This is a genomic window from Geitlerinema sp. CS-897, from assembly GCF_028368005.1.
Taxonomy (GTDB): Bacteria; Cyanobacteriota; Cyanobacteriia; order Cyanobacteriales; family Geitlerinemataceae; genus Baaleninema; species Baaleninema simplex.
In genome coordinates this window covers 1-23,290 of the sequence record NZ_JAQNCQ010000154.1, presented here as the reverse complement: position 1 = coordinate 23,290, position 23,290 = coordinate 1, and the positions used below count along the sequence as shown (strand labels likewise).

Annotated in this window: 21 protein-coding genes and 3 pseudogenes; 5 read left to right on the top strand and 19 right to left on the bottom strand. The window is 48.6% G+C overall.

Annotated features, from left to right (window positions below):
• The 7 genes from POG22_RS09875 to POG22_RS09845 all read right to left on the bottom strand — a co-directional run.
• A partial coding sequence (locus POG22_RS09875; RefSeq protein ID WP_498905032.1) for a nucleotidyltransferase family protein occupies nt 1–315 on the bottom strand: 315 nt, incomplete at its 3' end.
• A gap of 64 nt (nt 316–379) precedes the next feature.
• Entirely contained in the window at nt 380–595 is a 216-nt protein-coding gene (locus tag POG22_RS09870) for a hypothetical protein (protein ID WP_498905029.1), read from the bottom strand.
• A gap of 815 nt (nt 596–1,410) precedes the next feature.
• A complete protein-coding gene (locus tag POG22_RS09865) occupies nt 1,411–1,824 on the bottom strand; it encodes a type II toxin-antitoxin system VapC family toxin (RefSeq protein WP_498905028.1) in 414 nt (137 codons plus the stop codon).
• The gene (locus tag POG22_RS09860) at nt 1,821–2,096 is read right to left on the bottom strand and encodes a DUF2281 domain-containing protein (protein WP_498905026.1); all 276 of its coding nucleotides are present in this window, start codon (nt 2,094–2,096) and stop codon (nt 1,821–1,823) included. The genes POG22_RS09865 and POG22_RS09860 overlap by 4 nt, the downstream gene beginning before the upstream one ends.
• A gap of 33 nt (nt 2,097–2,129) precedes the next feature.
• Nucleotides 2,130–2,273 (bottom strand): hypothetical protein, encoded by a 144-nt coding sequence (locus POG22_RS09855; RefSeq protein WP_498905025.1) that lies wholly within the window; start codon nt 2,271–2,273, stop codon nt 2,130–2,132.
• A gap of 359 nt (nt 2,274–2,632) precedes the next feature.
• Nucleotides 2,633–3,595, bottom strand: coding sequence for a hypothetical protein (locus POG22_RS09850; RefSeq protein WP_498905024.1), 963 nt, complete (start codon nt 3,593–3,595; stop codon nt 2,633–2,635).
• 3 nt (nt 3,596–3,598) lie between these two features.
• Entirely contained in the window at nt 3,599–4,285 is a 687-nt protein-coding gene (locus POG22_RS09845; RefSeq protein ID WP_498905022.1) for a Fe(II)-2OG oxygenase family protein, read from the bottom strand.
• 460 nt (nt 4,286–4,745) lie between these two features.
• Here POG22_RS09845 and POG22_RS09840 point away from each other — a divergent pair, with 460 nt between their 5' ends.
• Together POG22_RS09840 and POG22_RS09835 are read left to right on the top strand one after the other, a co-directional pair.
• The gene (locus POG22_RS09840) at nt 4,746–7,469 is read left to right on the top strand and encodes a valine--tRNA ligase (RefSeq protein ID WP_498905021.1); all 2,724 of its coding nucleotides are present in this window, start codon (nt 4,746–4,748) and stop codon (nt 7,467–7,469) included.
• Between the two features lie 117 nt (nt 7,470–7,586).
• Complete coding sequence (locus tag POG22_RS09835) at nt 7,587–8,045, top strand: HmpF-related protein (RefSeq protein ID WP_498905020.1); 459 nt, start codon at nt 7,587–7,589, stop codon at nt 8,043–8,045.
• 243 nt (nt 8,046–8,288) lie between these two features.
• Here the strand turns inward: POG22_RS09835 and POG22_RS09830 are convergent, their stop codons facing one another.
• Together POG22_RS09830 and POG22_RS09825 are read right to left on the bottom strand one after the other, a co-directional pair.
• Nucleotides 8,289–9,308 carry a glucokinase gene (locus POG22_RS09830; RefSeq protein WP_498905018.1) on the bottom strand — a complete coding sequence of 340 codons (1,020 nt, stop codon included), beginning with the start codon at nt 9,306–9,308 and terminating at the stop codon, nt 8,289–8,291.
• Nucleotides 9,309–9,345: 37 nt separating this feature from the next.
• On the bottom strand, nt 9,346–9,987 hold the full coding sequence (locus POG22_RS09825) for a histidine phosphatase family protein (protein WP_498905016.1): 642 nt from the start codon (nt 9,985–9,987) through the stop codon (nt 9,346–9,348).
• A gap of 244 nt (nt 9,988–10,231) precedes the next feature.
• Between POG22_RS09825 and POG22_RS09820 the strand changes: the two genes are divergently transcribed.
• Nucleotides 10,232–10,645, top strand: coding sequence for a DUF7682 family zinc-binding protein (locus tag POG22_RS09820; RefSeq protein WP_498905014.1), 414 nt, complete (start codon nt 10,232–10,234; stop codon nt 10,643–10,645).
• 69 nt (nt 10,646–10,714) lie between these two features.
• Nucleotides 10,715–11,470 carry a class I SAM-dependent methyltransferase gene (locus POG22_RS09815; RefSeq protein WP_498905013.1) on the top strand — a complete coding sequence of 252 codons (756 nt, stop codon included), beginning with the start codon at nt 10,715–10,717 and terminating at the stop codon, nt 11,468–11,470.
• Nucleotides 11,471–11,591: 121 nt separating this feature from the next.
• Here the strand turns inward: POG22_RS09815 and POG22_RS09810 are convergent, their stop codons facing one another.
• The 8 genes and pseudogenes from POG22_RS09810 to POG22_RS09775 form a co-directional block, all read right to left on the bottom strand.
• Nucleotides 11,592–12,950 carry a methyl-accepting chemotaxis protein gene (locus POG22_RS09810; RefSeq protein WP_498905011.1) on the bottom strand — a complete coding sequence of 453 codons (1,359 nt, stop codon included), beginning with the start codon at nt 12,948–12,950 and terminating at the stop codon, nt 11,592–11,594.
• A 982-nt stretch (nt 12,951–13,932) separates the two neighbouring features.
• The gene (locus POG22_RS09805; RefSeq protein WP_498905009.1) at nt 13,933–14,358 is read right to left on the bottom strand and encodes a hypothetical protein; all 426 of its coding nucleotides are present in this window, start codon (nt 14,356–14,358) and stop codon (nt 13,933–13,935) included.
• Between the two features lie 1,930 nt (nt 14,359–16,288).
• Nucleotides 16,289–17,020, bottom strand: a pseudogene (locus tag POG22_RS09800) (filamentous hemagglutinin N-terminal domain-containing protein); the annotation flags it as partial.
• Nucleotides 17,021–17,380: 360 nt separating this feature from the next.
• Entirely contained in the window at nt 17,381–18,358 is a 978-nt protein-coding gene (msrP, locus tag POG22_RS09795; RefSeq protein WP_498905007.1) for a protein-methionine-sulfoxide reductase catalytic subunit MsrP, read from the bottom strand.
• Between the two features lie 379 nt (nt 18,359–18,737).
• Nucleotides 18,738–18,893: a hypothetical protein gene (locus POG22_RS09790; protein WP_498905006.1), complete on the bottom strand. Its 156-nt coding sequence runs from the start codon at nt 18,891–18,893 to the stop codon at nt 18,738–18,740.
• A 435-nt stretch (nt 18,894–19,328) separates the two neighbouring features.
• Complete coding sequence (locus POG22_RS09785) at nt 19,329–20,456, bottom strand: acyltransferase family protein (protein WP_498905005.1); 1,128 nt, start codon at nt 20,454–20,456, stop codon at nt 19,329–19,331.
• Nucleotides 20,457–20,798: 342 nt separating this feature from the next.
• Nucleotides 20,799–21,377 carry a phycobiliprotein lyase gene (locus POG22_RS09780; RefSeq protein ID WP_498905004.1) on the bottom strand — a complete coding sequence of 193 codons (579 nt, stop codon included), beginning with the start codon at nt 21,375–21,377 and terminating at the stop codon, nt 20,799–20,801.
• 124 nt (nt 21,378–21,501) lie between these two features.
• A complete protein-coding gene (locus POG22_RS09775; protein ID WP_498905030.1) occupies nt 21,502–22,053 on the bottom strand; it encodes a lipocalin/fatty acid-binding family protein in 552 nt (183 codons plus the stop codon).
• Between the two features lie 275 nt (nt 22,054–22,328).
• Between POG22_RS09775 and POG22_RS09770 the strand changes: the two genes are divergently transcribed.
• The gene (locus tag POG22_RS09770; protein ID WP_498905003.1) at nt 22,329–22,871 is read left to right on the top strand and encodes a lipocalin/fatty acid-binding family protein; all 543 of its coding nucleotides are present in this window, start codon (nt 22,329–22,331) and stop codon (nt 22,869–22,871) included.
• A 149-nt stretch (nt 22,872–23,020) separates the two neighbouring features.
• Here POG22_RS09770 and POG22_RS09765 read toward each other — a convergent pair.
• Both POG22_RS09765 and POG22_RS09760 read right to left on the bottom strand, forming a co-directional pair.
• A pseudogene (locus POG22_RS09765) lies at nt 23,021–23,179 on the bottom strand (IS1 family transposase); the annotation flags it as partial.
• Between the two features lie 6 nt (nt 23,180–23,185).
• Nucleotides 23,186–23,290: pseudogene (locus tag POG22_RS09760) on the bottom strand (IS30 family transposase); the annotation flags it as partial.

Below are 23,290 nucleotides of genomic sequence, written 5' to 3'. Positions count from 1 at the left end.
TCCCGTTGCATAAATCACCTGAGCGGAGGAAAGGATTTCGTGACGACGTAAGTAGTTGCGACTGGTTTCAATTCCTTGACGAGTAATCAGGTCAACCTCTCGATGGAAAATGGTTTGTAACTCTGCTTCCATTTGGTCTAAGGTACGAAAGGTCGGACGAGCTTCTGGGTGAAATTGCACCATTACGTCAATATCGCTGTCGGGGCGGAAGTCATCGCGCAGGACAGAACCAAACAGGGCAAATTCTGTCACCTGCCATTTGTGACAAAATTCTGCAATTTTCTCCATCGATAGTTCGATCGCTTGAATTTTCATGTTAGTTTTATCCCCCAAAGCTTTAAGTTGCCGATCGCTAGAGAGAAATGGATACCGCTCAGCATTATTCATGGTTTTGAGCTTTAGCGGCTTGTAAAGCTTGTAACATCGTATTCGCTGCTTCATCCGCGCCATAAGGCGACCAGACTGGATAAGCTTGCTCAGGTTTAATTAGGTCTGTTTCCTGCTGGGCAAGTTCCGAGATTAGAAGCTGTATGATGTAGAACTTGTCTGAACGACTCAACGATCTTAAGGTTGAAATCAGGTCTGATGAAACCATAAAAAGCTCTCTGGGTAGATTTGTATTCTATTCTAAAATGCCTCTATGTAGTATTAATAACTTAACAGGTACGACTTTCTAACTCCGGTCTTCTGGGTGTTATGCCGCAGTTGGCGGATAATACTCCAGATTGGAGACTTTTACCATAGCTGGAGCGATCGAAACACCGCAACCCCCCAAACTCCTCGATCGCGATCGCTCTTTACAGGGCTTTCAGCCATAAAACTGATAAATCTTACCTGTAGTATATCTGAAACTTCATCTCAACGCTCGCTCGATCTCGTCAATCATCCATCGTATTCACAACTCGGTTGTACCCCTTTATTCTAATGTGAGAGATCGCCGCCACGACGATCGCCAGAGGTGCGATCGCGCCTCTGGTTAGAGTCAAGTGATGCTGGGTTTCCTACTGTTAACCCAGGCTACAAGGGCGATCGCGAAACAGGCTAATCCAAAAAGATGTATCGATCGGTAACATGACGAGTTGCGCGAAGAGTTTTACGATCGCACTCTGAAGCGAACTGAATTTGTCCAGTTAAGTCGAGAAGATTTTTCTTGCGGCGCGATCGAACCCGTGCGTGCAAAGCTAGATTGACGGATTGACTATAGCTCTAGTATAGCTAAGGTTCTCAGGCGGCTAAATATGGCGTTTCTCAATCCATCTACTGACTGGCAATACCTATTTTTCACTTGAAAAGATTGGTTTACCGAAAGATGCGATCGCAATCTGATGGGGAAAGAACTAAACCAACAGGATGCCTAGCGGAAAGTGTCGCCTGTTACCCGTCCGCTGCTCTACAGGGTTAGCTGGTTGTTCAGGGGAATAACTCAAAGTAATCGCAGTGGTTTGGACGAACGATCGAAAAATCTCGACGATCGAGCGTGTAAACGCGAGTAATATTTAGCCGTTCCGCGATCGCAACGATCGCTGCATCTGTAAAATCAAGCTGAGTATCAGAATACTGTTCCAATATCTGATGCACTCGCACCAAATCTTCTGTGGTCATCGACTCAACTCGAACCGCATCAGATGTCATTCTGGACACAAAACGGCGCATTGCTGGATGTCCCAATCTCGACGCAATGAGATAGCAGACTTCAGGAAAAACAACGACAGGTAGCACCAATGGCTCGTTCGCACTTTGAGCAACAGTCAGTACCCGCTGATGGTTGCGATCGCTGCGATCGGTTAAGGCAAACAGAAAACTTGTGTCGAGTATTGCCATCACGAGCGATCGTTTGGCTGGTTGTTCCAGCCATAAATGGGATCGATTTCATTGCGTAAAATCTCCTCATCAGACTCAGAAACGTCCTGTTGTCCAGACTCACCTAAGCCTGCAATCCTGAGCAGGACATTTTGCTGGGAACTGTCGATTTCCTTGCGCTGGGCTGTTTTATAATGCAAGTAATCTAGGAAATTTTCTAACTCTCCTATCACTTCATCAGGTAGATCGTTTATTCTCTCAATGAGATGTTGCCGTTCTGCTGTGGTTTCAGACATGACTCGCTCGTGGAACGGTGTATCTCTTCGATTTTACCGTGCCAAAAAGCGATCGCGGACTCCCGAAACATGACGAGTTGTACGCAGAGCCTTACGATCGAACTCTGAAGCGAACTGAATTTTTCCGGCGGAGTCGAGAAGGTTTTTCTTGCGGCGCGATCGAACCCGTTCTTGCAAGGCTAGATTGACAGATTGACTATAGCTCTAGGATAGCTAAGATTCTCAGGCGGTTAAATATGGCGTTTCTCAATCTATCTACTGACTGGCAATACCTATTTTTCACTTGAAAAGATTGGTTTACCGAAAGATGCGATCGTAATTTTATCGAAATCTGATGTGGGAAGAACAGAATAAATAGGATGTCCAGCAGTGAGTGCAGCCGAACGGTGAAAGCCAGCGGCGGCAGGTCAACTTTTCCAACACCAACAGAATTTTCGCCCGTCCGCTGCGCTGAAGTGTTAGGGAAGCGATCAACTGAAAGAGTTCAGTAAAAAAGTTAAAATGCCTTTCGAGCTGATGCTGTACTAAAGCTCAGATTAATCATATTCATTGAAGTCAGGCTCATAGTCTGATACATCCTCCAATCGTTTTTCCAGATCTTCTTCTGTATACAGTTCAAAAAACTCAGCAGGCGTATAGGTCGTTGTAGCCGAAAATGCATCACCTAAACCGCAAGAAGATAGCTTAGAGAAGCCTGATATTTTAAGTCTACAAGCTATGCATTCAAAAGAAGATGGCAACATGGATTGCTGCTGAATCACTTCGTTTTCAACAATTTTCGTAGAAACCTTTCCGCTAGGACTGCCTTGCAACAGGGATGGAGACTTGCAAGCTGGGCATTCAACTCTATGACCTGACTGTCTTGTTGCCCATGCATTTGCTTGTGATATAGCTTCTTGTCGATCTTCAGCACTTTTATTATTCCATACCTTGGCATGAGCATTAATATCTTGCCGCACTGCTTTAGCAGCAGCATCCTTTAGTGACTCAATCATTGAATTAGCTTGATCGCTATCCTTGACAAAGTCACTCAGTGATTTATCCATAGACTCCAGTAAGAGCTTGCACGCTTCATAAAACCTTGGGAGCCATTCTGAAGTTCCTAATTCAGTAAAGATTGTTTCACCAGTATGTAGCTCTGCATTCCTACGCTCGACATGCTTAGAACAGAAGCCAGCTACTTCTTGTGTAAACTCAGGAACTAGCTCAGTTAGCCTGGCCAAAACCTCTTTTGTTTGTATTGACGTCGGCGAGAACTTTTTTGCGGTGATTGCATTACCCAATGCATAATTTATATTTCGCCAATTATTTAAATCTGCAAGCAATATGGGTGATATATGTGCTAAAGCAGCTCTAGCTAGAAGCTCTAAACATAATGCAGACCACAATCCATATTGCCACTCATCAACAACATTAGCCTCCATTTGCTCCATATAAAGTAGTGCTTTAGCATAGAGTGTTTCTGAAGCCCAAGGATGAGGTGAAATAGTACTATCCATAACTTATATCTTGATTTCCGTTAAATAGGCTCGTTCTATGAGTCGGTCGTTACTTGAATTATCCACTTCAGACCTACCATGAAGCATTGTCCAGTTGTCGATGATAAGTGTATCTCCTGGATGCTTTAGGAGTTGGGGATTAATGTCACTTTCTACATCTTTAGATGTCAGAAAATTATATATTTTTTTTGAATTTTTATTGATTGGAACTAAGAAAATAGAGTCCCATCTCAATGCCTGAACATCACTTTCCTTGAAAGATACTGGCAACAGGCAATTAGGATTGCCTAGCTTATTTTTACGGGGCTTTACAACAGCTTTGCATATAGTGAAGTCTCCTAATCTTCGGCGAACAGTCATACTTGGAAGCAATTTTGTGACTACAGACGACGACCCGACTATACAACGTAACAAAATATATCTAGGTGGGCGAAACCAGTGAGCTAAATCAGTATGAAGTGGAAAATTATCTAAACCGAAATATCCACTGTATTGGTTCTTTATGCCATCTTTTTTTGTTCTGGGTTTTAGAGATTGAATATTAGATATATGTTCATGTCCATTAATTTCAGAAATCTTCAAAAGCTTACCAATATCTTTTGCTATGGCTTCCGTTTTAGATTCTGCACTCCAGCAGGGTATGAAAACATATCCTTGTGTTTCTAATGTTTTCTTTAAACCCTCAAGCATTGCTCACTCCATAGAATTGAATACGACTGCCCCTGACTATATATTAGGCCGCAGGTGCAGGATAACTCCCCCGAGCAGTGTGTTGTCAAGCACTTGCGGTCTAACTCCGGTATTCTGGGTGTTATCCCACAGTTCCCAAAAACACTCTATTTACTGTAGTCGGAGCGATCGAAACACCGCAACCCCCCAAACTCCTCGATCGCCTGCCCTATACCACTCGTTTCAGAGACTTCAGCCATAAAACTAACAAATCTTACCTGTAGTCTATCCGAAACCTCATCTCAACGCCCGATCGCTCCCTTCGCCCACAGCAAATCAACGATTTCGCGAGTACAGTTAACGACACGATCGCTCGCCGAGTTGTAAAACGATCGCATCCCCCGATCGCCCCCCCGACATCCCCACAAGGTACAATCGAAAAGATTGCATATTTTCGTAAACTCACCGTCGCGACCTAACGATGACCGTCAATCTTCCCTCGCAGTACGACCCCACCGAAACCGAAGCCAAATGGCAACAATACTGGGAAGACCGCCACGTCTTTAAAGCCGACCCGGACGCACCGGGAGAACCTTACTGCGTCGTCATTCCGCCGCCGAACGTGACGGGAAGCTTGCACATGGGTCACGCCTTTGAAAGTGCGCTCATCGATACCCTGGTTCGCTACCACCGGATGCAGGGACGCAACACCCTCTGGCTACCGGGAACCGACCACGCCAGCATCGCCGTCCAAACCATCCTCGACAAACAACTCAAAGCTGAAGGGACGAATCGCCACGAACTCGGACGGGAAAAATTCCTCGATCGCGCCTGGAAATGGAAAGTCGAATCCGGCGGAAAAATCGTCAACCAACTTCGCCGTTTGGGGGTGTCCGTGGATTGGTCGCGGGAACGCTTCACCCTAGACGAAGGACTCTGCGAAGCGGTCTTAGAAGCCTTCGTGCGCCTCTACAACGAAGGACTGATTTATCGCGGAAACTATCTCGTCAACTGGTGTCCTGAAAGTCAATCGGCGGTGTCTGACTTAGAAGTCGAACAGAAAGAAGTTGCAGGTCATCTGTGGCATTTCCGCTATCCCCTCAGCGACGGTTCGGGATATGTGGAAGTGGCGACGACGCGCCCCGAGACCATGTTGGGGGATACGGCGGTGGCGGTGAATCCCAACGACGATCGCTACAAATCCATTATCGGGAAAACCGTGACCCTGCCGTTGATGAAACGGGAGATTCCCATTATCGCCGACGAACTGGTCGATCGCGAATTCGGCACCGGATGCGTGAAAGTGACGCCAGCCCACGACCCCAACGACTTCGAGATGGGGCAACGGCACCAACTGCCCAAAATTAACATAATGAATAAGGACGGCTCGCTCAACGAGAACGCAGGCGAGTTCCAGGGACAAGACCGCTTTGAGGCGCGGAAAAACGTCGTCAAACGCCTTGAGGAAGAAGGGTGTTTGGTGAAAGTCGAAGACTACAGCCACACCGTCCCCTACAGCGATCGCGGTAAAGTTCCCGTAGAACCGCTGATGTCTACCCAGTGGTTCGTGAAAATCGACTCCATGTCTCAATTCGCCCTCAACTGTCTCGACGAATCCGACGCGCCTCACTTCGTCCCCGAACGCTGGAAAAAGGTCTATCGCGATTGGCTGGTGAACCTGAAAGACTGGTGCATTTCCCGTCAGCTTTGGTGGGGACATCAAATCCCCGCCTGGTACGCTGTCAGTGAAACCGACGGCGAAATCACCGACAGAACCCCCTTCGTGGTGGCGAAAAGCGACGAAGAAGCGTTAGAAAAAGCTAAATCTCAATTTGGCGACGATGTGGAATTGGTGCGCGATCCCGATGTGTTAGATACTTGGTTTTCGTCGGGATTGTGGCCGTTTTCGACGATGGGTTGGCCTCACGAAACGAAAGATTTAGCGAAATACTATCCCACCACGACCCTGGTGACGGGTTTCGATATCATCTTTTTCTGGGTCGCCAGGATGACGATGATGGCGGGACATTTTACCGGAAAAATGCCGTTTAAGGATGTCTATATCCACGGTTTAGTTCGGGACGAAAACAATAAGAAAATGTCCAAATCCGCCAAAAACGGTATCGATCCGCTGTTACTCATTAATAAATACGGGACGGATTCGTTGCGCTATACGCTCATCCGAGAAGTGGCCGGAGCCGGTCAAGACATTCGGCTAGAATACGATCGCAAGAAAGACGAATCCACCTCCGTCGAAGCCTCCCGCAACTTCACCAACAAACTCTGGAACGCGGCGCGGTTCGTGATGATGAACCTGGACGAACAGACGCCGCAACAACTCGGACATCCCGAGGCGGACAAGTTAGAACTCGCTGACAAATGGATTCTGTCGCGGTTCAACCAAACGGTTCGCCAAACCGACGACTACCTCAGTCATTACGGCTTGGGAGAAGCCGCCAAAGGACTGTACGAATTCATCTGGGGCGACTTCTGCGACTGGTACATCGAACTCGTCAAACCCCGCTTACAGGGAGACGACGCAGACACCAAGCGCGTTGCACAACAAACTCTGGCTTTCGTCCTCGACGGGATTTTGAAACTGCTGCATCCGTTTCTCCCCCATATCACCGAGGAAATTTGGCACACTTTGACCCAGACGGGAGAAGAAACCTGTTTGGCGGTGCAAGGGTATCCTAAAACAGAGGAGCGTGCGATCGCCCCCGACTTAGAAGCCGCCTTCGACCTGGTTATCGGCACCATTCGCACTCTGCGAAACCTCCGCGCCGAATTGGAAATCAAACCCAGCGTTCGCATTGCGGCGATTTTACAAAGCGACAGCGATCGCGAACGGGACATTTTAACCCAAGGCGCACCCTACATCGAAAACCTGGCGCGAGTCGGTCAAGACCAGCTTACAATTGCCGAAAACCTCAATGGCGATTCCGGAAAAACCATTGCTGGCGTTGTGGGTACAGTACAAGTGTTAATTCCTTTGGCCGGAGTTGTGGACATCGATGCAATTCGCGCCAAAATAGAAAAAAGACTCGAGAAAGCTGAAGCCGAAGTCAAGTCCTACACCGGACGGTTGGGGAATCCCAACTTCGTGAATAAAGCCCCAGAAGCCGTCGTTCGAGGTGCGCGGGACGCTTTAGCCGAAGCCGAAACGCAGGTCGCCATGTTACAAGATCGGTTGAGTCGGCTGTAAGGTTGTCAAAACGACCTCACCAACAGCCGCAAAAACAGCCAATTTGACCCAAAACCCCGGCGATCGTGCGGTATGGTTTGCACATAAGATACCTCCTAGACCCACAGCGATCGCCCTATGCTACATTTAGCCCAGGTTACGAAAAAAGGTTTGCTCGGTAAGACAGTCTTACGACTTTTAGCCCGCAGACGACCCGACGAAACCTGGGCTGTTTTGTCGGGTGACGAAACTGTGGAAGTGGACTCCAACGCCTACAGTGAGGGCGTATTGGTGTTAGCAGAAGTGGGTGCAAACCGCCAGGTTAACAGCGTTAAAGAAGCCAAAGAGTGGGTATTGGGATTGATTACCCAATATCTCGGAAAAGGGTTTACACCGGAATTTTTGCAAAAAGAAGCCGAACGCGCCGAACAGTGGCGTCAATCGCTGACTCTCCAAAGTCAAGATTTAGCGCGGCGAACTGTCGAACTCGAAACCCGCCGCGAACAAATCCAAGCCCTCGAAGAAAAACTCAAACGAGAAAAACGCCTCTTACAGTCGATGGCGGCGCAGTTGAAGGCAAAAGCCAGCAGGAATTGAGGGGGAGAAAGGGAGAGGGGGAGAAAGGGAGAGGGGGAGAAAGGGTCAATTATCAATTGTTTTCTCTCATTATCTCATCATATGTTTTCCCTCATCATCTCATCATACGGAATCCGAATTTCAACGCTGAGCGGAGTCGAGGACTCCAATACTGGTTTTGTCTAACCCGACAAGTCTCTCTCTGTGTTCTCTGTGTCTCTGTGGTGAAGACTTCTTGAGATCTAAGGATGAAGTATCACCTCATTATCCCATCATGGCCGCACGGATGGCAGCACCGATGAGACCCACTTTCGGTTCGAGGACGACGTGGATGGGAACTTGTTTGAGAAGGGGACTGACTCGGCCTTTGTCGAGATAAGAGTTGAGAAAGGTTTGGTTTCGATGGAGTAGGGGAAGGATTTTCGCGGCGATTCCTCCGGCGATGTAGAGTCCGCCGTAGGGAAGCAGTTTTAAGGCGAGGTTCCCCGCTTCTGCGCCGTAAGCGGAGACGAACAGTTCCATCGCTTTTTGGGAAATGTCGTCGGTTTCGTCGATGGCGGCGTTGGAAATGGCGGCGGCGGGAACCTCTTCCTCGAGCATTTTACGGGTGTTGGGGTGGTCTGCAAAGTGGCGATCGCACAGAAATTCGTAAATCGATAGGATTCCTTGACCGGATACCACCCGTTCGACAGAGACTCGTCCGATGGATTTGGCGGTTTTGAGATGTTCGAGTAGCTCGAATTCGAGGGTCGATCGCGGTGCGAAATCGCTATGTCCGCCCTCTGTCGCCCCCACATAGGCACGATCGCCCCGTCCGATGAGAAAACACTCTCCTAACCCGGTTCCCGCTCCAATGACGGCGATCGGAGCGTCGTTTTTTCCCTCAGAAGCTTGCAGGGTGTGTAAGTCCTCCTCTTGCAGTCCTAAGACACCGTAACCGATGGCGACGAAATCGTTAATCAGAGTAACGCGATCGAGCTGTAAGTCTTGTTGTAGACGCGTCCCGTCCAGCGACCACGACAAATTAGTCAGTTGCGAGGTATTCTCCACCACCGGCCCGGCGATTCCAAAACAGGCGCGTTCGGGGGTGGCGTCGTCTCCCGCTTCAGCGAGAAATTCGCGGACGATGGGGACTAAATCGGGGTAGTCCTGACTGGGGTAGGTGTTTTCGTGCAACACCTCCAATTCGGGAACGGCTTCGGACGCGGTATCGGTTTCCGTGGCGCGAACTAAGCGCAAAATGGTTTTCGTACCGCCGATATCGCCAGCTAAGACAAAGCTCATAAAAAGTTCGATCGCACTTCAGAAGGAATGACCCAGCTTAATTAAATCGTATTTTCGATTCGGTTTCGCTCAAATAAGACGTATCGCCGTTGAGTTCCATACGCCAACCATCCCCAGAACGCACGAATTTCAACACAGCACAAAACGCCGCGTAAATCTCCGGTTCCCCTCCCATCAAGGCTTTGGCGATTCCCATCAGCGTCGCGCCGTGTCCCACCAACAGCAGGTCGCCGGAAGACTCCTCAATAAGTTGTTTCGCCGTGTCTCCGGTTCGTTTCCAACAGACGGATTCGGGCGTTTCGGGATACGTTGGGGTGATTCGAGAGTGATAGGTGCGATCGATCCGAGGAAAATCGGCGCTCAACTCCTCAATTGGCGCAGTTTCCGGCATTTGCGTCATCCACTCGGGATTGAGCCACTCGCAAATCCCCCACTCTAAAGATATGGGAAGATCGAGGGCTTCGGCCACGTGATACGCCGTTTCCGCAGTGCGTCGAAACGGAGAGGCGACGATGCGATCGATCCCTTCTCCTTGAAGCCGTTTTCCGAGTTCCTTTGCTTGCAGCACTCCTCGGGCCGATAACGGCGGATCGTAACGCCTCGTAGCAGTTTCAAACCACTCAGGACACTCGAAATCGTAGCGGTGGCCGTGGCGGACAATCCAAACGGTTTGAGTCATATCGTCGCTCGTCAGTGAGTTATCGAGGAATTTACAGGCTCGGAGCCTATGCTACCAAGGGTTTCGAGATTTACGAGGATATTGCCAAGATATAGGAATTAATTAGACCTGCAATAGTACCTCAAATCATGAATTACAATGAAAGTTAACTTAATTTTCAAAACAATCGCAATGTAACGTTCTGTTTGCGACTGTTCGGCACGAAGTACGTGCCTGATGTGAACGAAGTAAGTTCGGCGGGTCTATGCCTAGAAGACGCAAGAAAACATTTCCCTGTGGTCACAAAGGTTACGGTCAAGTGTGCCATCGATGCGCCCAAGCCAAGGTTCTAGAAACCCAAAAAGAACAGGTTCGGGCGAAAAAGCAGCAAGAGAAGCGAGAGTGGGAAGCGACCTTTGAGAACGACCCCATCGATCTTCGCACGTTGCCGCCTCACGTCGTCACGAAGGCTCGCGATATTATTGCAGGGTTGAGCGACGATCGCAATTACCGTGACTTTGGCGGAAAACGGTTGCGTCACAACCGCCAGATTATCAGTATTCCGATTACACGTAACTATCGCATGATCTGTCATGATAGCGGCGGTATCGCGATTCCTCAATCCGTATTATCTCACGAAGCCTATAATGTTAAAAAACCTGGAGCGAGATCGATCTAACGGTTTAGATTCCTTTGTCGAAAATCAAAAAGCAACGATTTGAAGATAACTTAAAATTTAAGGAATATCATGAACGATCTCGAAACGCTCGAGCTATTTTTTGAGATTCATACTGACAATTCTCGAGAAGGGCCGGGAAGTTTTGAATCGACCCAAAAAGCGTTTTTGATGTTGTCTGAGTTGAGTCCGTCCCCCAACATACTCGATATTGGCTGCGGACCGGGAGCGCAAACCTTAAATTTAGCCAAGTTGACAGATGGGACAATTACGGCGATCGATACCCATCAACCCTATCTCGATCGCCTCTCGAAAACAATTCAAATCTCGAATTTGCAAGATCGAATTTTTCCACGCTACGCCGATATGTCGAATTTACCCTTTTCTGAAGGAGAATTCGATCTAATTTGGTCGGAAGGTGCGATCTACAATATGGGATTTGAAGCGGGCTTGAAGTATTGGAAATCTTTTCTCAAGCCGAACGGATATGTCGCCGTGACGGAAATTTCCTGGTTGCGATCGCCCGTTTCGGACGAAGCTACCCGTTTTTGGAATGAAAACTATCCCCAAATGCAAGATATTGCAACAAATTTAAACAGTATTCGTCAAGTGGGATATCGAGAAATCGGTCGTTTCGTGCTTCCCGAATCCGATTGGTTGGATAACTATTACAACGCGATCGAACCCAAACTCACGACGTTGCGAGAACGGTATGGAAACGACCCCGATGCGATCGCGATAATCGAGAGCGAACAGCAAGAAATTGACTTATATCGCCGCCATTGTAACGAGTACGGTTACGTCTTTTATATCGCGCAAAAACTTTAAACGAGCGAGTCTCATCGAAATTCAGCACGATCTTCTAATTACTCGAACAGTGTCGATAAACTGTCGATGAACTATGGGGGTAATAAAGAGTCTATGAGGTAGACGGGGCAAGACTTATAGTCTAGACAATCGTGCGCAGTTGTACCGCCGCATCGTTAAGATGATAGGTTCCCTCTTTCACCTGACTGATACCACTTGCGGTCTCTTGAGCAGATTGATTGAGGTGCATCATCGCCGTCAGAATTTTTTGAATCGCAGCGGCTTGCTCCTTCGTATTGAGAGAAATTTGTTGGCTGTTGAGTGCCACATCGTTCACGGCTTCTGTAACCCCTGAAAAGGCTCGGGCTGTTTCTTCTGCAATGCGAACACCCTCTTCCACCGTCTTCGTTCCTTCATTTGCTGCCGCCGTCGTCAAATCGATCGCTGTTTGGATATCCGCCACCAAGTCGTTAATTTTTTCAGCGGAATTTTTACTGCGATCGGCAAGCTTCCGAATTTCACCGGATACCACGGCAAAGCCTTTACCATGTTCTCCAGCTCGTACCGCTTCTACTGCAGCGTTCAACGCTAACATATTCGTTTGGTTGGCCAAGTCGCTAACCACACTCGAAATGTTGCCAATCTGGCTCGTCTGTTCGCTCAAACGCAGAATTTGGTCTACGATCGCGGTGACTTTATCCTGTAAGGTTGCCATCCCTTGAAGGGTGCGATCGACGGCTTGAATGCCCTCTTCTGAGAGAGCTAGGGCTTCTTGAGCCCCAGCGGCCGCCGCTTCTGCCTGTTGTGCAGATTGTCGAGAAGAAGCCCCTAACTCATTCATTGTGGTACTGGTGTCGTTCGCCACAGCAGCTTGTTGTGTTGTAATTCGTTCCTGCTGCTCCACACTCGCGGCAATTTCACTCGAAGAGCTGTTGATTTGATTGGCCGTCAGAGTAATCGGCCGAACGACTTCACGACTAATGAAAATAAAAACAATGACGCTCAAGACGATAACGCTAGTGGTTCCCCCTACATTGACCCAAGTTGCCAGTTGAGTGACATTTTCGGTATCAGCACTACGAACGCTCAACAATTCTTTCTCGATTTGAATCATCGTCTCAATGACAGTTCGGACTTCATCCATTTTTCGTCTGCCTTCCTCCATGGAAAATCGAGCGATGAGTTCTTCTTCTTTATCATCCCGCTTGAGTTGAATTCTATACTCTAGTTCCTCAAATTTGAGGGCGATCGCTTGTTGTAATTCACCAATTTTCTTCTGTTGAATCGGATTGTCACTCGTGAGTTCTCGAATTTTTGTAATGATTACGTAAATTTCTTCTTTTTCCTGAAGATACAGTTCTATAAACTGTTCTAATTGGGTTACTAAAAAGCCCTGTTGTTCGGTTTCTAGATTGACGATAGATCGGTCTAGATTTTGGAGGCTGCCGATTACATCGTAGGTATGGTTGACCCAACGATTGGTATCGTCCAGCTTACTCATAGTCCTCCAAGAAATAAACCCGATGACTGCCATGAGTGTAATTGTCGTGCCAAAGCCAATCGCAATTACCGAGCTGAGTTTGATTTTTCGTGTCATGATTGAATTTGATTTTTTAGACTTCTATTCTGTTGCCTAGGAAAGACGAACCGTAGAGGTTCGATTGAGTTGAGGAACTACGAAGATCGGGTGTAAAACCTACTTTCACCTAGTGAGCGATCGGGAGATAACAAAAGTTTAACGGATTATCACAGGATACAATCTATAGAAGAATTGAAGAACCTAGCAGATAGTAAGTAACCCCAGAGAAAAAAAGTAGAAGTGTTGAATGGATCGTTGCAATCTTCTAAAAACAGATACACGAATCTTATAAAACGCCAAATTTAGCAACAAACAACCAGCTCCCTTAGCCAGTGTACATAATTAATTTTTTCAGAAACAAATGCTTGTAAATACCTGAGCTTATCTAACAATGTTTGGGTCTCCTGAGATTACGGTGTAATTTGTTAATAATACGAAATCGAACCGGGGCGCATTGCTATGACGCCCCTACAGCAAGGGTTTTGACCCTGTATAAAATCCGCTTATCAGCTCAAACTCCGAAGACCCCAATGTTTTTTTAATTTTTTGAGGAATTTCGACAAACTGAAGAATCAGATAAGCTATTAAATTTGCATAAATTTGAATGCAAATTTCGCTTTTATTTTTAGTAATTAAACACGCCAATTTTAAATGCATTTTTAATAATTTTCACAACAATTTAATTTGCCATTTTCTATGATAAATTTATACAATTTCTTTATTAGAATATGAGAGTTCTTCTGGCTCAGGTAAATTCGTAACCCATCGAAACTCTGTGCCAGTTTCTAAATCTGAATAAGTCACACGACGAACTTTTACTTCTCGCCGGCCACTCCAAACTTTAAAAATTCTATATTCTTGCATTTTCAATGTGGCATCATTTTTAATTTTCAGAACAAAGTACTTATTTTTTTGTGAGAGAAGCTCCTTGAACTCGCGCAGAACTAGCAAACCCTCTATCCATTACGCAGATTGAGTTTTCGGTCGTGGCTTCTATCGTTTTATTTCCATACTGACTGTCATGAAATTGTCCAAAGTGAATGTGAACTCCATCAATAATTTCTCGCTCGTTGCGGGTTCCCGCAAAAAGCTTAACTTGATGATATTTTTTTTGCCATAACAATTTACTTGTTAGGGTGATTACTGTTGAATTTACGGAAAATAAAATAAACTTTTCAGGTCGATCTAGCTTCTGAATAGTTTGAGTTTTGAGTTTTTTAAATAATCGAACAAATACTTTTTTAGAATCTCGATGTTTTCTCGTTTTAGAAAATGTTGATTTGTCAATAGATATTTTTCGACATTTTAAGCGAAAGAATAAATCCGTCATACTTTTAAAACTCCGATCCAGGCTAAACGTTAACCAAGAGGAGACAAATGTAAAAGTATCTAGAACTGGATAATCGTTTGTGGGAAGATTTCCGAGATACTGCTTGACGATTTCAAGAAAGTTATATTCTATTATTGCTGTCATATACTTAAATTTAGTTTTCTCTACAATTATAGATTATTCGAGCAACATTTGTCTATTTTTACTATTATTCGACGCTTTCGATCGATCGCGTATTTTTTGAATTAGTCAAAACTCCCGATTTTTACGGAATGACGGGACAGTTCGATCGCATCCAGCGATCGCCGACCCGTTCCCGTGCGGTCAGTTCCACCGTTCCGTTATCGAGACGTTGCCATCCAGTGGCTTCCACGAGCGGCGATGGAGACTCCGCTAAACGTTCTACAGCAGTCGTCGGATCGGTATTGGCGATCGTATCGATTTCCGTCAACCGTATATCCACCCAAACCGTTTGATGCTGAAGCATTTGCGTCGGATCGGGCGGGAGTCCGCCGTTTCCCGTCACGATAAAGGTGTTCTCCCGAGCCGTTTCGCAAGCTGACACCACCTGCGTCGCCGGATCGATGGGTTCGCTCGTCAGGGTCAAAATCGCCTCGCTGGTATCGATCGCCGGTTCGGTCACCTCGACGATGCCATCGACGCCGAGTTGCGAACTGGCAGTAATTCGGCTGTCTGGGGAGAGATACAGTCCTTGCGTTTCGATCTCGATGTTTCCACCAGTCCCCTCAATTGCATTGGCAGTGATGGCACTGTTTTCTAAGAGGGCAATGGTATCGGCACGAATGGCAATATTACCACCGTTGCCGATGGTATTAGCATTAGTCACGATCGAACTTCCACGACGCAAGTTCAATAACCCGTCGATCCGAGCCATAATATTACCGCCTTCTCCACGGGCTGTCGTTGCACTCAGTTGACCGTTGCGATCGAGTTCGAGTGTCTCGACGTTAATTTGAAGATTCCCAGCATCGCCGATTCCTGCGTTTCTCACGTTGACGCTAGCCTCGTTGGATATCCTCAATTCGGGCGTGTTGACGGTGACGTTTCCCGAGTTTCCCGTGGGAACTTCAGGAAGATTAAACAAGTTTCGCAAAAACGCATTCAAGGGCGTAACGGAGGAGCTGATTGCGCTGGAATTGGGGGCTGTCGGAAACCTACCGTTGACCTCTATCCGCTCGGAGGCATTGATGACGACTTCTCCGGCATTTCCCGTACCCGTGCCGAACGTCTGAACGTCGCCACTGTCTCGAAGGTTCAAAATGCGAGTATTGAGAGTAATACGACCCGCCTCGCCCGATCCCAAACTGGAGGCAGAAATACGACTCGTTCGATTTCCTTGGGGACTGCTGCCGAGAACTTCGATGACATCGGCATTGACGGTGAAATTTCCACCCGTTCCGCTACTGGCCGTCGAGGCGACGGCAATTCCCCCGTTTATCATTGAAAGTCGGGGCGTGTTGACTGTTACGTCCCCGGCCGGACCGCTGGCCAGGGTCGTCGTACCGAAGGCAGTGGCAACGATGCTTCGATCGCCAGACTCACGGCCGTCGAGGGTGACGGATTCGGTCGCCTCGATCGTTAAAGCCCCCCCACCCACTGCATTAATTTGTAAGTTCGCGATAAATCCACCGTCGATCAGACGCAGCCGTGGAGCGTTGACGTTCACGTTTCCTCCTTCGCCAGTTCCCGTGGTTTGCATGGCAATGCTCGATCGAAAATCGTCGCTGGGATCGAATCCGTTCAACTCCAAAACCTCACGGGCGCGGATATCGATATTGCCGCTATCGCGATCGCCTTGGCTGTTTAAGAATACAGACGCACCGCTGGCGATGGTAATTTGACGACCGCTGACTTGAATCGACCCGGAACTCAAACCGCTGGCATCGACTAAAGCCCGTTGAGACAGTCGAACGTCTCGGAAACTGGAAACGTTGTCGTAATCGAGCGTCCATCCGCCTTCAGTCGGATTCAAGGTGACGAGTCCTGAGTTGACACTTCCTAATTCCATCCGTCCCCCCGGTGCGATGGTCTGGCCGCCTGTCAGGGTTACGTCTCCACCAACTAAGGCGAGGGTATTTCCCCCTCTGACTTCGAGTCCGTCACGGTTGTTGAGGATGTAAGGTGCAAACGGCCCCATTTGGTTGAGGGTATGACCGATACCGTGTACGGTGATGCGACCCGCCTCGCGGTTACCAAACTGCAAGCCGACCGGAACGCTTACGCTTAAGAGAGGCGTCGTATTGGGATCGCTCGCGCTAAACAGCCTACCGTTGGATAACTGAATGCTGTCGGCGGTACTGGCCAAAAAAGACCCGCCGATATCGAGGCGAGCGTTGGGTCCGAAGACGATGCCGTTGGGGTTGAGTAAAAATAAGTTTGCCGTTCCGTTGGCTCTGAGTAATCCGTCGATGTTAGAAATATCGTTTCCCGTGATGCGGGTGAGGATATTTTCGACGTTTGCGGCGTTGTCGAACATGGCTTCGGTTCCCGTGGGAACAGAAAACTCGCGAAACGAGTGAAAGAGGTTGTTTCCGGCTTCGGTGCCTCCGTCGAGGGTGTAGGTGTTTCCCTCTACGTTGACAGTCGAGGGGACGGGGAGGGTCGTATCGGGAACGATTTGTCCGAAGGCGGGAACCGCCATCCACGAAAGGACAGAAAGGGTTTCTAGGAGGGCGAGTGGGAAGGCGATCGCCCTCGTTCGTCCGTCAGTCGTGCGATCGTCTCGAACGTTGTTCATGAGTTGTTCAAATGAAAGGAATCGTACCGTCTTTTCCCCAGGCTCGCTACCGTTGAAACCGTCGAGAACAAAACGTCAGACCTTTCAGCCAACAATTTGTGGCTCTTCCGACCTTGGTGTGTAGGGTAAATGCTTGTAGCCTATATCTGGAAAGGAATTTCGCGATTTGAGCGGACTTTTTATACAGTTTAGCGAAAACTCCTGCCCTGCAAGGTTTTCAGAGATTTCTTGCATAGTAAGTTCGGAAGAGCCCAATTTGTTACATCAGCGATACAAGTCGGCAACGTATTCGCCGTAACCGTTGTAATGCAACGTCGGGCGGACTTCCCAGGAAAAAGACGGCCCCGTTCCCACCATGCGTTCTTGAGCTTGCGACCATCGCGGATGGGGTTTGTCGGGATTGACGTTCGCGACAAAGCCGTATTCGTTTGGAACTAGAGTATTCCAAAACGTAGCGGGTTTTCGATCTACAAATTCGATTTTAACAATGGATTTTGCCCCTTTGAAACCGTATTTCCAAGGAATTACCATACGGATGGGCGCACCGTGTTGTTTCGGAAGGGTTTGACCGTAAATTCCCGTAGCGAAGAACGCCAGTTCGCTGGCCATCTCTTCGAGGGTCAGACCTTCGGTATAGGGCCACGGTAGCGACTGAGGACGCCAACCGGGACCGGTCGTCACTTGGGGATCGTAGTAAGACTGAAAGCGAACGTATTTGGCACTGCTGAGGGGTTCGACATCGGCCAGCAGCGATCGCATGGGAAACCCCGCCCAAGGGACTACCATCGCCCAGGCTTCGACGCAACGGAAGCGATAGATGCGTTCTTCGATGGGAAACTGGCGTCGCAAGTCATCGAGGTCGTAAGTCCGGGGGTTTTTGACTAAACCGGTGACTTCGACTTTCCAATCTTCAGTCGGTAACGCTTGGGCGGCTCGCCAAATGGATTTGTTCCCGCCAAACTCGTAAAAGTTATTGTACCGGGCGGCCAAGTCGCGAGGGGTGATGGGGCGATCGACTTCAGCAAAGTTAGGGTTTCGGGGAACGTCCCCCAACGACACCGCTCCGGCTGTGGGGTTTTCCTGGGTGTCTCCTCGAGACTGACACCCGGCTAGGGACGCGGTGGCCGCCCCGACTCCCGCCCCGATGAGGCTTTTCATGAAGCGGCGACGGTTGTAGAAAATCGCTTCTGGCGTAACGTTGCGTTCTGGAAGTTCCCAGGATTTGCGAATGCGAAGAAACACGACAAGCTCGAACCTTTCTGGCTAACTGGCTGCACTTATCTTAGCGGGTGCGGTTCGATCGCACAGTCTTCACAGTCGTAGCGAGAAAAAAGACTCGAATTCTCCAGTGTCGCGCGAGACATTTCTGGCGTTGTGGCGGAGGTGGGGAGAGCGGAGGCTGTGAGGGAGACTGCTACGAGTGCGGAGTACGGGCGACGCCTTTGGATTGCAACTTGCGCTTGCAACTTACGCCTTCTGTAGATGTTGACGTCTGATGGTTGCACTAGACTACAAGCGGTTGAGTTTTAAAGACTTTGCAAACTTACTGCAAAGATACTGCAAAGAGAGAGGCGATCGCTGGTGCGCTCCAACATCGCAACGGCAATGTAAGCGGACAGGTCTACAGCTTTAACGGAGACAGGGTGCGGCCTCCAGCCCACACTAACCCTAAAATCAACAGTTGCACGGGCCAGGGGGCTAAGGCAATGTTGAGAATAAAGCACAGGACAACGATCCCCAGTGCAAACAGCCGTGGAATCTCTTCGGAAAGATTCAAATAGAGATACCCCGCTATGAGAGCGGTTACGATTGAGATTATGAAGATAGGTGACATCGTACTGACCGTAAAGACGAGAAAACTTTTAAAAAGCCCAATCTCAGGCGTTTTAAACTAATTCGTGTCAACTTTTATGAAGTTGTTGACCATACTTTGTTACATTGTGCCATCACTTATAGCACAGATTTGTAAAAAAGTGTAATTCAAACAAGAAGCCCGGTCGCTGTAGCGGCTAGGTATTTATTACTGATGAGATCTGGCTATACCTAACTTGCCCTTTCATATCCAATATAATAGCACTCTCGCTCTCGATGGATTTTATGTTTTGTTTAGATATTCGATCTGACGAATTGGTTTTGTGTCGGTTCCCACCCCTGAAAACTTATATTTCATCGGAATTTTCGCGATTTCAGGACGAAATTTTCCGGGTTTTCCTTACGATCGAACTTTGATAAACCAACGGCGTCGATAGAGGAAATAGGCGATCGCCCCCCACAACACGACGTTCGCGATCGCGTAGGCGATCGACCCGCCAAACTCACCCGCCCAAGATTGAAATAATCGCTGATAAATCCAGGCTTGTAACGCGATTGGCTCTTCACCAGTGTCGATCGAGGTATATAGCAAAATTCGCGCTAAAAAACCCGATCCTACGAAAATAACGATGGCGTTCCGTCCCATCACCTGCAACGGAAACGCCCAACTTCGCCATCGCCAGACTTCAACGACTTGGTAGAGTATCGCCAACAGCAACCAACACCAACCCGCACTGTACACGACATAGGAACTCGTCCACAGGGATTTGTTCAGTGGAAAAATCGATCCCCACAAGCTACCGACGATCGCTCCAACGATCCCAACTACGATTAAACCCACACTCGTCTGCGAGTCCGTGGGCTGTCGGCGCAACCAGTCCCCGGTAAAATACCCCAACAAGACGGTAACGGTAGCGGGAAGGGTACTCAGCAACCCTTCGGGATCGAAAACCCCATCTCGCAACAGGTGGGGTTGTCCGAGAATCAAGCGATCGAGATAGCCGACTAAATTTCCCTCTCGCGATAAATCCCCCACGCCGAACCCCGGAACGGGAACTGCGATCGTCACGAGATGGTACGCCACCAAGACGATCGCCGCCAGCATCATTTGTTGCAGTGGCTTCAACCGCAACACCACCAACGACGCCAACAAATAGGCGAGGCTGATGCGTTGCAACACTCCCATAATGCGGATGGTATCCCACTCGTAGGTATAGAACCCGTTGAGCAGCAGTCCCAAGGCGAATAATACGAGACTGCGCCACAGGATGCGACCGTAAACGGAGAAGGGAAAGCGACGGAAGCGAAAGTATTTCGCGAAGGAAAACGCCATCGCTACGCCGACGATAAAAAGAAACGCGGGAAATACGAGGTCTGTCGGCGTGAAACCGTGCCATTCGGCGTGTTTCAGGGGACTGTACGTGTATTTCCAGCTTCCGGGGTTGTTAACCAAAATCATCGCCGCGATCGCAAGTCCCCGGAAGACATCGAGAGAAGCCAGTCGCGGCGATCTTACTAGGGTATTCATGGAGGGGGAGCAAGGGAGAGGGGGAGCAAGGGAGAGGGAAAGAGGAGGTGTCGGTGCGTGATGCGGAAAATCTCACTGGACTTACGCAATTAAACGTTAACCACACTAAATGTAGGGTGTGGTGGGCATTGCCCACCCTACAAATGGGGTGAATGCGTAAGTTCTGTCTCATATTCCTGTTAACATCAGACATTCTCGAACCGCGTCACACACCCTTGTATGTTGGCGGTGTACCTTGGCGGTGCGTGACGATTTCTCGATCTCACGTTCGACACCCGATTTTTCAAGTCACGCACCCTACAACTGGTGACTGTAAAAGGCTGGTGAGTGAAATACTGTTCGTCATCTCATCATCTCGTCGAACGCTGTCGAAACCGTCGCCGCTTTGGGTTGTGCGGGGGTGAGAACGCGAACGTCGGAGGTGAAGGTGGTGGTGGTGACGTTGGCGTCGGAAAGACGAATCACGCAAACGTGAAGTCTCAGGTTCGGTGTCGCGAACCAAATGCGTTCCTCTCGCGTCACGCTATCTTGAGAGGCGGTGACGGTGAAGGTTCCGTCTCGACTGAGTTGGTAGTCGCCAATGCTGACGATCGCATCGGGTTCGAGAGCGAGTTGGATGAGTTTTCCGACATTGGCGTTGTCGGGATTCGGAACTGGAACGATGAGGCTGCGACTGAGGCGATCGCTCCCTCGACGTCCGGTGCGATCGGTGTACCAGTCGATTTGATAGGGTAAGGTGGCACTGTCGGGATCGATCCCGCAATCTCGACAGCCTCGCACGACTCGGGGATCGTCGAGATCTAATAAGGTTACGTCTACCGTCGATCTCACGTCTTCAAAGTGACGCTGTTCGAGGTGATGACCCGTTCGCTGCGATCGCCAACGTCCCAGGGACAAGCGAAAAAATTTGGTAATGTTCATTGAATTTCGAGCGGCTTTTCAAATTGGAATTTCGATCGGACTCGGCGACGACAGGGATTTTTTAGAAGATTCAAAACGCGATCGTTCGGTTTCCCGTTTCGTCACTCGATTCGGCTTGAGGGCTTCAGTTTTTTTGTTCTACGCCAAATCCTACCAAAACCACGCGTTCTAACGGTTGTCCTTCCGGGGGACGTTCGTAACTCAAAATTTGGCGAACGCGCAACGTCGGGTTAATCAGGGTAATGGAATCGACGGCGACGACGCGGGTGTAGTTCGTCGTCATCAGGAGTTCTCGGGTTTCGGTGTCGAAGCGGAAACTGGAGATAATGGGACGATCTTCTTCGTAGGCGCGATCGCGCAGGTAGTCGCCTTCGATGAATTTTCCCGTCTGGGTTTGGGGAACAAACAGCAAATTCAACTGTTGCGAGACTTCTTCCCCGGTTTCGGAGATGGTATCGAATTCGAGGTGGTAGCCGGGAAGGGGATCGAGATTCTCGGGAACCGAGTATGTGTTGTCTTCCAACACTTTGGTTTTCAAGTCGTTGGGAATCGCATCGATAACAAAGTCCGTGTGAGAACGCTCGACTTCCTGACGCTCGATGTAATGATAGGTGCGCTCGGTACTCCAGCTTCCCACGCAGCAGTCGAAAAAGGCTTGAAAGCGATCGAGTTCCATAGGTTGCGATGTTTTGACCGTGGACGACGAAATGGTTCGCAGCAAACAATGTCCGAGGACGCACCGTGTAAATATACCTACCCAGTACGCTAAATCTCGGTATCCATAGCTTACCTGGTTCGTCGAACGGGTTTGACTTCCCTTAAAACTCGTTTAAACGAACGGGTCGGAACTGGAACTTCCGTCGAGCGTTCGGTCGTTTGTGTTAACTTTTAATAAGACTGCTTGACGAAAGAGGCGTCACTATAACCAAATCTGTCGTGAGGACGTTCTGTATGACTTTTCCCGTACAACTCGATCGCATCTCCACCGAGTCCTTGGTAGAGCAGTTTTTCCGCAAAACCGAGGGTCGTTGGAAATCGGTGCGTCGGTACTACACGCTCAAAACGGGAGAACCTCCCCAAGAGGTCACGAGTTTTATCAGCATTGAATTTTTAGACGCCGGACATTCCCGTCTCGTCCAACTTGCCAAACGCCACGAATTTGAGAACGAGATGGCTTTAGTCTGCGGGAGTTACATCACTTGGGAAAGTCACTACGAAGGGGTTAGTCGCAAACCCGCGAAAGGTTCGACTGTCTTCGGCGTTAAAGGAGATACACTCTATCGCGATCGTGGATTCGCGACGCCGAAACCCGTCACTGCTCGCTACGAGTTTCGCAACGCCGATACGATGTGTCTGTACACGGAGTACAACAATTCGCAGTTTGAAGAGGAAATCAAGTTAATTGGCAGTAAATACCGCACTCGCCAGACGATTATTTCCCGCGACGGGGAAGAGTTAACCATCGGTCAGTATCTCGAAACGCGCCTCGATTAAACCCTCATCTCCCAATTCCTTCTCCCAACTTTGGGGGAAGGGAAGTCATGAAGAAGCATGGGAAGAGGAATAGATCTTCTGGATAATAGATCTTCTGGATATATGGTAGTTTTCTGTTTTCAGACAACGCGACGATCTGAGTTTGGTAGTCATGCATAGTGATGATGACGAGCGCGAATTGAAGCATTATAATGATGGACGAAATACCAAATCGCACCGATGTGATTTTCTAACTTTTTAGAAAAAGATAAGGTTTCACGAACGAGTCGAGACACACGCTAACGAAGAGTATTGTTGAATCTTTCAACGCCAATTCAAGTTTGAAATGCAACGGTCTCCGATCCCTGACTATAAAATACCTCAGAAGGGGTTCGATAGTCAAGAGATTTTCGAGGACGATCGTTGAGTAAATCTACTGC

Excerpts from the sequence above, each read along its gene's own strand:
- POG22_RS09870 (WP_498905029.1), bottom strand. The coding sequence starts at position 595 with ATGGTTTCATCAGACCTGATTTCAACCTTAAGATCGTTGAGTCGTTCA.
- POG22_RS09860 (WP_498905026.1), bottom strand. The coding sequence starts at position 2,096 with ATGTCTGAAACCACAGCAGAACGGCAACATCTCATTGAGAGAATAAAC.
- POG22_RS09850 (WP_498905024.1), bottom strand. The coding sequence starts at position 3,595 with ATGGATAGTACTATTTCACCTCATCCTTGGGCTTCAGAAACACTCTAT.
- POG22_RS09845 (WP_498905022.1), bottom strand. The coding sequence starts at position 4,285 with ATGCTTGAGGGTTTAAAGAAAACATTAGAAACACAAGGATATGTTTTC.
- POG22_RS09840 (WP_498905021.1), top strand. The coding sequence starts at position 4,746 with ATGACCGTCAATCTTCCCTCGCAGTACGACCCCACCGAAACCGAAGCC.
- POG22_RS09835 (WP_498905020.1), top strand. The coding sequence starts at position 7,587 with ATGCTACATTTAGCCCAGGTTACGAAAAAAGGTTTGCTCGGTAAGACA.
- POG22_RS09830 (WP_498905018.1), bottom strand. The coding sequence starts at position 9,308 with ATGAGCTTTGTCTTAGCTGGCGATATCGGCGGTACGAAAACCATTTTG.
- POG22_RS09825 (WP_498905016.1), bottom strand. The coding sequence starts at position 9,987 with ATGACTCAAACCGTTTGGATTGTCCGCCACGGCCACCGCTACGATTTC.
- POG22_RS09820 (WP_498905014.1), top strand. The coding sequence starts at position 10,232 with ATGCCTAGAAGACGCAAGAAAACATTTCCCTGTGGTCACAAAGGTTAC.
- POG22_RS09815 (WP_498905013.1), top strand. The coding sequence starts at position 10,715 with ATGAACGATCTCGAAACGCTCGAGCTATTTTTTGAGATTCATACTGAC.
- POG22_RS09810 (WP_498905011.1), bottom strand. The coding sequence starts at position 12,950 with ATGAGTAAGCTGGACGATACCAATCGTTGGGTCAACCATACCTACGAT.
- POG22_RS09805 (WP_498905009.1), bottom strand. The coding sequence starts at position 14,358 with ATGACGGATTTATTCTTTCGCTTAAAATGTCGAAAAATATCTATTGAC.
- POG22_RS09785 (WP_498905005.1), bottom strand. The coding sequence starts at position 20,456 with ATGAATACCCTAGTAAGATCGCCGCGACTGGCTTCTCTCGATGTCTTC.
- POG22_RS09780 (WP_498905004.1), bottom strand. The coding sequence starts at position 21,377 with ATGAACATTACCAAATTTTTTCGCTTGTCCCTGGGACGTTGGCGATCG.
- POG22_RS09775 (WP_498905030.1), bottom strand. The coding sequence starts at position 22,053 with ATGGAACTCGATCGCTTTCAAGCCTTTTTCGACTGCTGCGTGGGAAGC.
- POG22_RS09770 (WP_498905003.1), top strand. The coding sequence starts at position 22,329 with ATGACTTTTCCCGTACAACTCGATCGCATCTCCACCGAGTCCTTGGTA.